Consider the following 13020-nt stretch of genomic DNA (forward strand, 5'->3'; position numbering starts at 1 on the left):
CCTCCTCAGAATCAGATTTTTGTGTTACGGAGTGTACAAATAATCTTGGTTGATGACGCTGTTGTAAGGCTGTGTCGTTGCTGGAAACATCGCTTCCGCCGTGCGGATTGCTTTGAGCAGTGCCTTTGCTTTGTTCACCGTCTCCTGATACTCGCTTTCCGGTACCGAGTCCCACACAATTCCAGCCCCTGCCTGGACATAGGCCCGGTTCTTTTTAAACACAATTGTGCGAATCGTAATGCAAGCATCCATATTGCCTGAGAAGCCCAAATATCCAATTGCTCCTGCATAGGTTCCGCGTGCTTCCCGCTCCAGCTCAGCAATAATCTCCATCGCCCGTAGCTTTGGAGCTCCGGATACGGTGCCGGCCGGCAGGCAAGACAGGAAAGCATCGAAGAAATCTTTGTCCTCACGCAGTTCGCCCGACACATTCGATACAATGTGCATCACGTGGGAATAGCGTTCAATCTCCATGAATGTATCGCATTTTACGGTGCCAAACTGGGATACACGTCCCAGATCATTTCTTCCCAGATCTACCAACATCAGATGCTCTGCACGTTCTTTTTCATCCTTCAACAATTCTTCAGCAAGCGCCGCATCTTCGGTTTCCGTTACGCCACGCGGTCTCGTTCCTGCAATCGGTCGGGTCTCTACACGGCCGTTTTCCACCTTGACGAGTGCCTCCGGCGAAGTGCCTACGATGATCTCGTCATCCATTTTCAGATAATACATATATGGCGACGGGTTCATCGTGCGCAGCACGCGGTATACCTGTAGTGGAGAGGCCTCTGTATCGATGTGAAAACGCTGGGACAGTACAACCTGAAAAATATCACCGGAGCGGATATACTCCTTTGCCTGCTCCACGTTTGATATAAACTGTTCCTTTGTCACATTGGATTGGATCTCACCCAGTTCCACATCATCAGGAATGGAGGCAGAGCCTAATCGCTCCGGTGGGGACTGCTTGCGCAAATACTGCGCCGTGTTCTCCAACTTGCGTTCCACATCTGCATAAGCAGCACGAATGTCCTCCTCGCGGAACCCTTCACCTATATGAACATTGCCAACCAGCAAAATTTGCTGTTTCACATGATCAAAGACAATGACTTGATCGCAAAACATAAAACGAATATCATCCATATTCAAATCATCTACCGAGTGCTCTGGCAGCTTTTCGTAGTATTGAAGCAGGTCATATCCAAAAAATCCGATAGCCCCGCCTGTAAATGGAGGCATGTCTTTCAGTTTCGGACTACGGTATTTACGAAGTAATGCTTTGAGCGCTTCAATCGGCTTGTCGCTTAATATTTGCCGTTTACCGTGTTGTTCCAAAATCAATCGACCTTTTTTACCTGAGACCATCAGAAATGGGTCTGTTCCGATGAAGGAATGTCGCGCCCACTGCTCGCCTCCCTCTACACTCTCCAGCAGAAAGGCACGGTCCCGCTCAGCATACCGACGGAAAATCCGAATCGGCGTCTCCATATCAGCCAGCACTTTTTTGTACACAGGAATCAGGTTAAATTCATTCGCCATCGCTATCACTTGCTCCACATGCGGCGTTAACATGAGATCACTTCCTTTCCAAATTGGCGCAGAACCCAATGGAGAGAATAAAAAAGCCTCTACCCGTAAGGTAGAGGCTGTCAGTTATTGAAATTATAAGAATGCTCCATATGTAAAATGATCACAGCAAATAGAAAAGCATACACTTATCCCTTTTGCATAACCGCGCAGGTTACCTCAAATAAGCTTCTCTTTATGAAGAAGGTCTCTTCACGGACAAAAGCTTACCCGCTACCGCTGGTCTCTGTAATCTCATATGGAATTGGCTAGACTACACTCTTCTCATCTCAACTCTGCTCTGGCTAACTCTACTCTACTCAACTCTGCTACACACACTATATCTCATGGAATGTTACTTTGGCAACCATCAACTTAAAAAATGGACGATTATTTCCCTTGGGAAGCCAGATCCGGTCTTAGCATCTGTGCTCCGTTCAAATATACATGTTTCATTTCACGCTGAGATTTATCGGTATTCACCTGTACCATCAAACGGATGCACTTGGGCAAGCTACCAGCCACAGGAATTTCTAATGCACACATGAGCGGGACCATGTCCCAGCCGTCAAGCTGACGGATGGCCATGGCTGGAAAGGCAGCATCCAGGTCATGGGTCACCGTTATCCATACATTACTAATATCCTCCGGCTGAATTTCATTGTAGGATACAATTTCCTCCAGTAGTTGGCTTGTTGCTTCCAAAATTTCGTTTGCTTCATTATTCGTCACGGTCGTCGCGCCACGAATTCCACGATTGTACATCGTTACGCCTCCTCTTTTAACTGTTCAATGACTTCCCGGATGTAAGAGACGGAAATATCCTTCACAACCTCCACACGCCCAATACTGCGTGGGACAACGAAAGTAATGCTGCCTTCTTTGAATTTTTTGTCATGCATCATCGCTTCGAGCAATCGATCTGTATCGAGATGTGACGGAAGAGAAGTCGGTAAGCGCAGCGATGACAGCATTTCCTTCGTTTCGTTTACCAAAGAAGGATCTGCCCCCAGCTTTACACCCAGAAGTGCTGAGCCGACCATACCAATAGAAATGGCTTCCCCGTGTAAAAACTCACCATATCCCGCAATCGCTTCAATCGCATGACCGATCGTATGGCCTAAGTTTAAAATAGCGCGCAAATCATTTTCTCGTTCATCGCGCGATACAACTTCGGCTTTAATGGAGCACCCCTTCTCCAGCCCGTACTCCAGTGCCGTCGCATCCAGTCCGAGCAAATCCGTCGAATGTTCACGGCACCACTGAGCAAAATCAGCATCCCAGATCAAGCCATGCTTGATCATTTCAGCAAGCCCCGCAGATACCTCGCGAGAAGGTAATGTTGACAACGTATCTACGTCATACAGTACGAGTTCCGGTTGGTGAAAGGCTCCTATCATATTTTTCGCCAAAGGATGATTGATGCCGACCTTACCACCCACGCTGCTGTCATGGGCAAGGATAGTAGTTGGAACCTGTACGAACTTGATGCCTCTCATAAAAGATGCCGCCACAAATCCAGCCAAATCACCCACCACACCACCACCAAGAGCGATAACAGCTGAATTGCGATCCAAACCGCCCTCAATGGCTGCTGTTATACCCCGCTCAAATACAGCAAGCGACTTGGATGTTTCACCTGGCTTAACGACATATGATACCGTTTTGTACCCCGCCTCTTGAAGATTGCTTTCCAATGTTGCCAAGTAGAATCCCGCTACATTTTCGTCTGAAACAATCAATAATGGGCTTTTTTGTGCAATTCCTCGTTCCTTCAACGACTCTCCGGCTTGATGCAGCAACCCACGTCCGATAAGAATAGGATAAGAACGTACGCCAAGCTGTACCGTCAGCGTACTCATCTTAGTATTGCTCCAGTTGTTGTTCATAGGATGCAATATTCGCGCGGATTTCTTCAATTGAATCCCCGCCGAATTTCTCTAGTAAAGCTTTGGCTATCTCCCAAGCTACCACATGCTCCATGACTACGCTTGCCGCTGGTACCGCACATGCATCCGAACGCTCAACCTGTGCAGTGAACGCTTCTTTCGTATCAATGTCAACGCTTTGCAGCGGCTTATAAAGTGTGGGAATTGGCTTCATAACGCCACGAACCACCACTGGCATTCCGTTGGTCATGCCACCCTCAAAACCACCCAATCGATTCGTACGACGGTGATATCCACGTTCCTCATCATATAAAATCTCGTCATGCACCTGTGAACCACGCAATTCTCCTGCTTCAAACCCAATGCCGATTTCCACACCTTTAAATGCATTGATCGACATGACGCCTTGTGCGATACGTGCATCCAACTTCCGATCATACTGTACATGACTGCCCAGACCAATCGGAACACCTTCCACGATACATTCCACTACACCACCGACGGAGTCACCTTCTTGCTTGATCAGGTCAATATACGCTTCCATCTTCTTCTCCGTTTCTGGATCGGTTACTCTTACCGAAGAAGCTTCTGTTACGGCAATCAGTTCATCAATCGGCAAATCGCGATAAGGAGCTTCGATTTCACCAATGCGGATGACCTGACCTGCCACCTTGATCCCGAACTCAGCCAGTAATTGACGAGCCAAACCGCCACATGCCACACGAATTGCTGTTTCACGTGCACTGGAGCGTTCCAACACGTTACGAAGATCCTTCAGGTTGTATTTCATTCCGCCATTCAAATCCGCATGACCCGGACGCGGCCGATGAACCCGACGTTTTTCTTCATCACTGCCTTCAATAGGCTCAATATTCATAATATTCTGCCAGTGCTTCCAATCGTTATTTTCCACAACTAGTGCAATTGGTGCACCTGTGGTATATCCGTGACGTACGCCACCAGCAATCTTCGCCGTATCTTTTTCAATCTGCATACGCCGCCCCCGTCCATATCCTTTCTGACGACGGTGCAATTGAAAATTCAATTCTTCAAAATCCAATTTCAAATTACTCGGCATACCCTCTACAATGGCAGTTAGCTGGGGACCATGCGTTTCCCCCGCGGTTAAATAACGTAAACTCATGACGCGTTCCCCCTTTAAACTGTTAAACTGTGCATCGCTAAAATCTTTAACTGTGCTTCATTATAGTATACGCACCTTTCTTTGACAAGAAAAGCCACGTCTGAGGCAGATAAACAAAAAAACACGTCCCTCAGCCAGAAGAGCTAAAGGACGTGCGCTGTTGATAAGCCAGCCATCCATTACTTAAGAATAGAAATAAGTTCCTACGAAACGATGGATGATATGTACAGGCTTATGCTTTTTTGCGATAAAAAAAGGTTTCAGTCGATTCCAGCCCATATTGGTTAGGAGAAAAGATTTGCTCGGTACTGCCGACAAATAAAACACCGCCGGGACGAAGGCTGGCAGCAAACTTTTGATACAACGCATGTTTGGCCTCTTCTGTAAAATAAATCATAACATTTCGACAGATAATGAGATCATACCCATCCTCAAACCGATCCAGCAGCAAGTTTTGCTTTTGAAATTTCACAGCCTGTTTTAGACGGTCATCAATCCGATACATGGCACCATCTGGTTTAAAATATTTGCTAGCTACCTGCTCAGGCACATCCTTGAGCGAACGCTCCAAATATTTACCTTCCTTGGCTTTAGCCAATGCACCATCATCAATGTCGGAAGCTGTAATAGAGCAATTTCCTAAAATTCCTTTACCCTCGAGAACCATAGCCAGGCTATAGGGCTCTTCACCAGTCGAGCAGGCTGCACTCCACAGCTTAAGCTTCTGCTTTCCTACAAGCAGCTGTGGCAAAATGATATCCCGTAGCACTTCCCACCGATTGGGATTTCGCCAAAATTCGGAAACATTGATCGTCATACGATCCAGAAATTCATAGAATAGAGGTTTTTCCTTCATCATGGCATCATAAAAAGAAACAAAACTGGGAAACCCGTTTTTGTTGCGAAGCGTCGTTAACCGCCTTTTCATCTGTGCTTCTTTGTATTGTGCAAGATCAATACCTGTGCTGTCCTTGATTTTGCGGATAAACGCTGTGTAATCGGGGTCCGTCTGACCCAGTTCCAGATCCGTCATGCTACCATCCTTCTTCATACGTAATTAAACTTACACCCAGGTCGCTACAGTTTTTTCATACCGAACCAATTCTTCTGGTGTGAAAAAATTTGCAATCTCGCGCTCTGCGCTCTCCGGTGAATCTGAACCATGAATGAGGTTAAACGGTGTGTGTGCAGCAAAGTCTCCACGAATGGTGCCGGGAAGAGCCTCTGTTACTTGTGTTTTACCAATCAGCAAGCGGGAAAGCGTAACAATGTTATCCCCTTCCCAAACCATGGCAAATACAGGTCCTGATGTGATAAAGCCTACAAGCTCTTCAAAAAAAGGCTTGCCCACATGCTCCGCATAATGCCGCTCTGCTTGTTCTCTAGATACCTGCACAAGCTTGCCAGCCGCCATTTTGAAGCCCTTGTCTTCCAAACGACTGACAATACGTCCAATCAGTCCGCGTTGTACACCATCCGGTTTAACCATCAAAAACGTACGATCCATCGGCTCACTCCCAATCCAATCTAATGTATTTATACAGTACTAATCTGTATTGTAACAGAAAGATTGGAAACGGTTAAAGTATTTTGTCACAGCAAACCTAAAATACAACTTTAGTAGGAACGGCGTGTTACAAAATGAGCAATATCGCGCAGCGTCTTTTTTGTTTTGACATCTGGTAGTAAGTCCAGCGCGTTCAGCGCTTTATTAATATATCGGTCGGCGAGAATTTCAGCTTTAGTGATTCCTTCACTTTTTTTGATCATATCCACCGCTTTACGGGCGTCTCCTTGCCCGTCCCCATCCTGAATTCGCCGAATTTCAGCCAGCAGATCATTCCGCAGTTCGGGTTGTTCAAGCGCATAAATGACCGGAAGAGTAATATTGCCCTGTCTCATATCACTGCCTGGCGGCTTGCCGATCTTTTTTTCTGTTCCACACAGATCAAGCAAATCATCCTGAATTTGAAAAGCCATACCTACGTTATAGCCGTAGCTGTACAACAGAGAGTTGACTCTTTCCCGTGCTCCTGCAGCCATAGCTCCCAACTGGCAACTGACCGCAATCAACAATGCCGTTTTGCGCCGAATGCGAAGCAAGTAATTGCGCACACTCTGATCCACATTAAAAAAATCACGTATTTGTTCCATTTCACCAATCGACATCTGCACCAACGCCTTAGACAGCACTCGGTGAATATCGGGATTCGGCAGCCCAGCAGCAATAGATAGTGCGCGTGCATATATGTAGTCTCCGGTGTACATAGCCACCCGATTGTCCCATTTGGACTTCACGGTGGGTTGGCCGCGTCTCATTTCCGCATCGTCAATCACATCGTCATGAACGAGAGAGGCAGAATGAATCAGTTCCAGAGGTACCGCTATGCGCTTGAGCTTGTCCAGATCATATTCTCCAAACTTGCCTCCCAGCAATACAAATACGGGACGCAAACGCTTGCCCCCTGCTTTAAGTAGATGAAGCGACGTATCATTAATCAACGGCTCCCTACTGTCAATGCTACGGTACAGCTCTTCTTCTATGAAGTTCATATCCTTTTTTAATAAACCGAACAAATCCAATCGTTTCATTCTTTCACCCGTGTCAGCGTATTGTCACTCCAGAGAAGCGGCTTCACTCGTCGGTCAAGCAGCCCCAGTTCATATGCATACTTAAAATAAAGCTCTAAACCTTGTTGTTGCTTCTCTCCAAAATCATAACACAGATTCGTAAAGTAGCGCTCCCAATAATCTTCTGAACCTCCAATTTCCTTGCAAGCTTCAGAAATAACAGGTGTCAGGTCAGACAGACTACGCTGTTTGCTTACGCGGAACGCACTCGCAATTTCAGCCACTGCAGCGGGATTCTGAGCAGCAACAGCACGTCGAACTGCCCATACAGCAAAGGTCATACTATAGCCCGTCCAGCGTTTCCACTCTTCCCCGAGGTCGGTTACGTACAGGCCCTCACTTCGCCAGGAAGCCTTGATCGCGTGATCTCCAATCAGCAGCCCTGCATCTGCCTGTTCCAGCATCAAATCAAGATCTGGTTCACAGTCAAAGTAAGTAGGCTGGCCTTCCCATGCCTTTTGCATCAAAATTTTCAACAAGTTCACCGATGTGGCTGAAGTATTCGTCAGTGCAATGGTTCCGTTAATGATTTCATTTAGCGGCTTGCGTGAAAATAATAAAATGGATTGGACTGGACCGTCTGCACTAACGGATAAATCGGGCAACAGCAGCATTTCCTCAGCACCTGATGCATACGCAAAGGAAGACATCGCACTCATATCCAAACTCCCGTTCAGCATGCCTCGATTCAATTCAGCCGGAACTTTGGAAACCATCTCCGCCGAATGGAGAAGCTTTGAAGGATTAAAGTAATGAAAAATAGGCCAAGCGTTTGTATATTTAATTTTTCCGATTGTGATTGTCTTGGTGTCCGGTGCCGGCATCGGAATCCCCCCATCTCGTAAACAATTGATGTTCTATACGCAAGCTGTCTAATACTTTGCCTACGAGGAACAGTACAATATCATCCAGCGTCTTTGGATGAAAATAAAAAGCTGGCATGGCCGGAATCATTTTGACTCCGAGTCTGGCAAGCTTAAGCATATTTTCCAAATGAATGGCATGCAGCGGTGTCTCACGAGGCACAAGGATTAGCGGACGCCCTTCCTTCATCATCACATCTGCTGCACGTGCCATGAGATTATCAGACGAACCGTGGGCTACTGCTGACAACGTCCCCATCGAGCAGGGCATGATAATCATGGCATCTACTAAATAAGAGCCACTCGCTATTGAAGCTCCAATATCTGTGAACGGATGGTATACAAGAGAACCGGGACGGCCTCCGAATTGTTCATTCAAAGCTCCTTCCCGGTCGGTCACATTCCAGCCCAGCTCCTCTTTCAATACCCGCCAGCCAGCATTAGAAACAATCAGGTGAACTGTATACTGCAAGTCCAGCAGTGTCTCTACCAGTCGTACACCATAAATGCTTCCGCTCGCACCTGTAATGCCAATAACGATTCGTTTGCCTTGATGGTTGCTCACCTGATTATTCATTAGTATTGACGCACCACCAAATCAATCAGTGTAAAAGCAAATACGACAATGCTAAGTACACCGTTCATAGTAAAGAATGCCGTCTGCAAACGACTCAAATCTTTTGGAGATACGATATAGTGCTCATAAAATAAAATAATGTATGAAATAATCATGCCCGCCAGATACCACCAGCTTAAATCTGCGATAAAGAACAGCACAATAAATCCGATCGCCGTAATGACATGGAACACACGGGCGATGTTCAGAGCACCTGCTACACCAAAACGGGCAGGAATAGAATAAACCCCTTCGCTCTGGTCAAAATCAATATCCTGACAAGCATAAATAACATCAAAGCCAGCGGTCCAAAATGCAATCGTGAGATAAAGTACGATAGCAGTTAAATCCATTTGTCCCGTCACTGCAACCCACGCGCCTAGCGGCGCCAAACCAATGGTCAAACCAAGTACAAAGTGGCAAAGCCAAGTAAAACGCTTGGTGTAAGAGTAAAAAACAAGCATAAAAAAGGCCAGCGGGAACAGCTTGAACGCCAGCGGACTTAACTTGAATGAGGCCCAAAATAACAACAACAAGCTAACGATGATGAAAATCACCACTTCGCTCGATTTGAGCAGCCCTGCCGGAATAGCGCGTCCTGCTGTACGCGGATTTTTCCCGTCAATCACACGGTCAATCATACGATTGAAGCCGAAGGCTGCGCTACGTGCGCCAACCATAGCCAGCAAGATCCAACCGATCTGCGGCCATGAGGGAAGGTTGTCCGTCACGACAACTGACCCCAATACAGCCCCCATAAATGCAAATGGGAGCGCAAATAAGGTATGTTCAATTTTAATCATTTCCAAAAAAATGGCAATTTTCTTAAACATGCTGACTCTCCTTGATTCCAATATGCAATGCCGCAATGCCTCCGGTGAGAGAATGAGCCTGAACATCCTTCAATCCGACTTCACGAAAGATGTCAGCCAGTTCATCCCTTCCTGGAAAAAGCGCCAACGAATCAGGGAGCCATTTGTACTGCTCATAACGTTTGGCGAACAATTTGCCGAGCATGGGCAAGATGTGTTGAAAATATGCGTAGTAAATTCCCTTGAACGGCTGCCAAGTAGGTTTGGACAACTCCAAACATACGACCTGCCCACCAGGCTTGACGACACGTTGCATTTCCTGCAACACGCGGCGCAAATCAGGTACGTTGCGAAGACCGAAACCAATCGTCGCATAATCAAATGAATTGTCTTCAAAAGGTAGATCCATCGCGTTGCCTTGAACAAGCTTGATTTGCTTTTCGCGGGATTCTGATGTAATCTTGCGCTCGCCAACATTTAGCATGTTCTGGCTAAAATCCAGTCCTACGATGTGACCACTTTCACTTGCACGCGCCATCGCAAGCGTCCAGTCACATGTCCCACAACAAAGGTCGATTGCCGTATCGCCGTGATGCATGTTCATTTTTTTCATTGTAAATTTCCGCCAAGCCTTATGTCTGCGAAAGCTCAGTATATCGTTCATCAAATCGTATTTACCGGCTATACTTTCAAACACGCCATGAACGAATTGCTCTTTCGGCTTGGTGTCGCTTGATCCCATGACGTTCACCTAACCTTCCCTCACAACCGGGTGCGAACTGTTTAGCAGCTTCAGGAAAGGCTCAAGCATGCATTCAAATTCCTCAATCCCCGTGTTTTGTTCATCTGACAGGGTCTGCCGGATGTGTGTAGCAGCCGTGCGAAGCTTGTCCAGTATCGCATCCTCGGCTTTGTATTTCAGCACAAGCTTACGCCAAACTGCTGTTTCAGTACCACCCTCTGAAAGCAGTGCCTGCTCATGCTGGTCTCCGTTACCGTAAATATGCCAGAACATATATCCGAAACGGGACTTGTCTGGCTCTGCCCGCTTCTCCCATTCCTCCACCAGCGTGTCACAGAGAGCGAATTCATTAAGAAGCTGCTTCCAGACTTCCTGATCCTGTTCTGCAATAAGTGAAGTCAATGATAAAAAAAGCTCCTGTTTGAAGCAAACCATCTGAGATAAATACTGAGCGGCATTCAATCGATAATGCTTCATCTCCCAGTATAAGCTCATTTTCCCTGCGTTCACTTCACATACAGCATCACTCAGCTTCGAAATGGCCTCGATTCGGCCTGCCAGTGCAAGTAGCTGATAAAAACGGCTACTGAAGTAGTCACCGGCTAACACTTTCAGCTGTCTGGATCGCATCTCTTCCGGACTTCGTATACCGGATAAAGTATCAATCATATCATGCGTATCCAGTCCCATCTGCACAAGTGATGTAACCAAAGCGTACAGTTCATCCTCACTGGCATGCAGCCCTTGCGCATTCCGGTTCAAAAACTCAAACAGCAAACGGGTACGGCTGTCAGGAAAAGCCGGCATTTCCGTATGTTGTTGAATCATGTCGTATTCCACATATTTCCTTGCTAATTGAGGTACGCGATACGGTTTCATCCTAAGCCTCCGAGCCATGACTTTCTGGTATACTCAAATAATTGCAATGCCTTATATTATATCACAATTTAAAATGATTCGCGACTAAAGTACTGTAGGTCCAGCGGTAGAAACATCTAGTTTGTATATACACCGCTAAACCTGTTTTGCCACATAGGCGTTACTGTAATGCGGAAACGAGATTTCAAATCTTCTGGCAGTTCAGCGCCTTCCCGATTTCTAAGTTGTTCCAATGCCTCGTTCGTCCACTCGTTCCGGCGTATATCGGATGCCAGCAGCAAATGGCGTTCTCCTGACCATTCGTCCTGCGTCACCACCCGCAACAGCAATTGCCGTACATTCGTCGTTCCGTAAAAGCTAAAGGCGGCAAGCTCCGCCATGTTCTGATAAATCTCCAGAGGTGTGGTTTCTTCCTTGGACAGCTTAACATCCAGAGTCAGGACAGAATGTTCCCAGCTTGCACTTGCAATCGGTGTGGTCAATGGAAGCTCGTTCAGTGTATCTACCAGATTGTCATCCGTCAGCAACACTCGTTGCTGGGGCGAGATTGTTGCTTGTGTTTCACGAACTGCTGCGGTACCCGAGTCCAGCATCTGTAAGGACGGCAGCAATATTGCTGCTGCGGCGGTTATGAGAATGGAACCACCGAGTGCAATCCAAGGTTTCATCAGAGCCTCCCCTGACCCCTACCCCATAATGTGGGTTTGCTACGGTAAAGGTCCTCACTCTCATTGTACAACAAAAAAAAGCAGGCTATGCCTGCATTTTACTCCTCCGTATCTACAACACCGTGCTTGGTCATCACCACGGCCTTGCCGCGAATTTTGATGGCAGAAGTATGATCCGTAAATTGAACGATCAGTATCTCACCCTTGTCCAATTTTTCTGAATGATGCAGGCGTGTATCCTGACCTCTGGTCAGACCAAAAACCTGACATCCGTTGCTTTTTGCTTTAATTACGACGTACTCACTGCTGCCCGTCACGTTATCTTCCATGTCCTTTTCCTCCCTGAGAGCCGAAGCTATATTTTTATGATGGAGATTTAAGATTGTTTTGTCAACTACATGCTTTCCTCGCGCCTGCAACAATTAGTGCTTCCTGTGCCATACTATCTGTGCAGTCCCATCTATTAACGAAAGGAACGGATCGGATGGAAAACTATCGTCCCGCCAATCTCAGTCCTGCTCAGATAGAGCAGCTTCAACGGCTGGAACATGAATTTGCCGAGCTGACAGGTGAACCCCTGGTGCTGATTGCTTATGCCTCGCGAAACGGCAAGACACCTTCCTCTTCTTCAGTCCATAGCACCTCTACCACAAAGTAAATAGGACAAAAAGAAAAGGCCGTGAATCAAATTCACGGTCCTTTCAGCGCATTGGGAATATGTAAGAAATCTTATTTAATTCCGTCTTTGAGCGCTTTACCCGGTTTGAATGCCGGAATTTTGCTCGCAGGGATTTCGATTTCTTCTCCTGTTTGCGGGTTACGTCCTTTACGTGCGGAACGTTCACGAACCTCAAAGTTCCCGAAACCTACCAGTTGTACCTTGTCTCCGTTTTGCAGTGCTCCAGCGATCGCTTCAAATACTGCATCGATTGCTTTGGTTACGTCCTTTTTGGACAATTCAGTGCTCTCAGAAACCTGATTGATCAAATCCGTTTTATTCAACATATTCACCTCCCAATTCAAGTGTAGTCCAGCATTAAGGTTATCGGTGTGCTCCACCGATAATGAAGTCGCCTGTATAAAATAACCCGGGCGGCATACTGCCTTCCATAATGTTATCATCTGTTTCCGTTTCGTCGTTAAATATACATATAATATACCTAACCACCGCCATATAGGCCGAAACTGGCGTTTTATGGCACCCTTC

16 protein-coding genes are annotated in these 13020 nt (G+C 46.6%); 1 reads left to right on the forward strand and 15 read right to left on the reverse strand.

All coding sequences use genetic code 11. The features are described 5' to 3' along the window. Positions 1-24 precede the first annotated feature (24 nt). The 14 genes from trpE to mtrB all read right to left on the reverse strand — a co-directional run bounded on the left by trpE (position 25) and on the right by mtrB (position 12142). Positions 25-1575, reverse strand: coding sequence for an anthranilate synthase component I (gene trpE, locus ACUC6J_RS14315; RefSeq protein WP_016822204.1), 1551 nt, complete (start codon positions 1573-1575; stop codon positions 25-27). A 384-nt stretch (positions 1576-1959) separates the two neighbouring features. After that, positions 1960-2334: a chorismate mutase gene (gene aroH, locus ACUC6J_RS14320; RefSeq protein WP_016822205.1), complete on the reverse strand. Its 375-nt coding sequence runs from the start codon at positions 2332-2334 to the stop codon at positions 1960-1962. A 2-nt stretch (positions 2335-2336) separates the two neighbouring features. Further along, positions 2337-3431, reverse strand: coding sequence for a 3-dehydroquinate synthase (gene aroB, locus ACUC6J_RS14325; protein ID WP_447249018.1), 1095 nt, complete (start codon positions 3429-3431; stop codon positions 2337-2339). A 1-nt stretch (position 3432) separates the two neighbouring features. Then, positions 3433-4602 (reverse strand): chorismate synthase, encoded by a 1170-nt coding sequence (gene aroC, locus ACUC6J_RS14330; protein ID WP_019687864.1) that lies wholly within the window; start codon positions 4600-4602, stop codon positions 3433-3435. 232 nt (positions 4603-4834) lie between these two features. Beyond that, complete coding sequence (locus tag ACUC6J_RS14335; protein WP_447249019.1) at positions 4835-5635, reverse strand: CheR family methyltransferase; 801 nt, start codon at positions 5633-5635, stop codon at positions 4835-4837. A 30-nt stretch (positions 5636-5665) separates the two neighbouring features. Continuing rightward, on the reverse strand, positions 5666-6109 hold the full coding sequence (ndk, locus tag ACUC6J_RS14340; RefSeq protein WP_013371674.1) for a nucleoside-diphosphate kinase: 444 nt from the start codon (positions 6107-6109) through the stop codon (positions 5666-5668). Between the two features lie 110 nt (positions 6110-6219). Further along, the gene (locus ACUC6J_RS14345) at positions 6220-7194 is read right to left on the reverse strand and encodes a polyprenyl synthetase family protein (RefSeq protein WP_107733426.1); all 975 of its coding nucleotides are present in this window, start codon (positions 7192-7194) and stop codon (positions 6220-6222) included. Next, complete coding sequence (locus ACUC6J_RS14350) at positions 7191-8057, reverse strand: menaquinone biosynthetic enzyme MqnA/MqnD family protein (RefSeq protein WP_447249020.1); 867 nt, start codon at positions 8055-8057, stop codon at positions 7191-7193. The genes ACUC6J_RS14345 and ACUC6J_RS14350 overlap by 4 nt, the downstream gene beginning before the upstream one ends. Next, on the reverse strand, positions 8014-8673 hold the full coding sequence (locus ACUC6J_RS14355; RefSeq protein ID WP_242211021.1) for a UbiX family flavin prenyltransferase: 660 nt from the start codon (positions 8671-8673) through the stop codon (positions 8014-8016). The genes ACUC6J_RS14350 and ACUC6J_RS14355 overlap by 44 nt, the downstream gene beginning before the upstream one ends. Next, positions 8673-9545 (reverse strand): UbiA-like polyprenyltransferase, encoded by an 873-nt coding sequence (locus ACUC6J_RS14360; protein WP_016822211.1) that lies wholly within the window; start codon positions 9543-9545, stop codon positions 8673-8675. Before ACUC6J_RS14360 ends, ACUC6J_RS14355 begins: the two co-directional genes overlap by 1 nt. Next, on the reverse strand, positions 9538-10266 hold the full coding sequence (locus ACUC6J_RS14365; protein ID WP_447249021.1) for a demethylmenaquinone methyltransferase: 729 nt from the start codon (positions 10264-10266) through the stop codon (positions 9538-9540). Before ACUC6J_RS14365 ends, ACUC6J_RS14360 begins: the two co-directional genes overlap by 8 nt. A 9-nt stretch (positions 10267-10275) precedes the next feature. Next, positions 10276-11145 (reverse strand): heptaprenyl diphosphate synthase component 1, encoded by an 870-nt coding sequence (locus ACUC6J_RS14370; protein WP_090890166.1) that lies wholly within the window; start codon positions 11143-11145, stop codon positions 10276-10278. A gap of 116 nt (positions 11146-11261) precedes the next feature. After that, positions 11262-11813 carry a hypothetical protein gene (locus ACUC6J_RS14375; protein ID WP_123797338.1) on the reverse strand — a complete coding sequence of 184 codons (552 nt, stop codon included), beginning with the start codon at positions 11811-11813 and terminating at the stop codon, positions 11262-11264. A gap of 98 nt (positions 11814-11911) precedes the next feature. After that, the gene (gene mtrB, locus ACUC6J_RS14380) at positions 11912-12142 is read right to left on the reverse strand and encodes a trp RNA-binding attenuation protein MtrB (RefSeq protein WP_025365133.1); all 231 of its coding nucleotides are present in this window, start codon (positions 12140-12142) and stop codon (positions 11912-11914) included. A 155-nt stretch (positions 12143-12297) separates the two neighbouring features. On the opposite strand from mtrB, the gene ACUC6J_RS14385 reads away from it, so the two are divergent. After that, positions 12298-12471, forward strand: coding sequence for a hypothetical protein (locus ACUC6J_RS14385; protein WP_016822215.1), 174 nt, complete (start codon positions 12298-12300; stop codon positions 12469-12471). A gap of 71 nt (positions 12472-12542) precedes the next feature. Here ACUC6J_RS14385 and ACUC6J_RS14390 read toward each other — a convergent pair whose 3' ends face one another. Next, positions 12543-12815, reverse strand: coding sequence for an HU family DNA-binding protein (locus ACUC6J_RS14390; protein WP_014599981.1), 273 nt, complete (start codon positions 12813-12815; stop codon positions 12543-12545). Positions 12816-13020: the final 205 nt, after the last annotated feature.

The organism is Paenibacillus sp. JJ1683 (genome assembly GCF_053006485.1).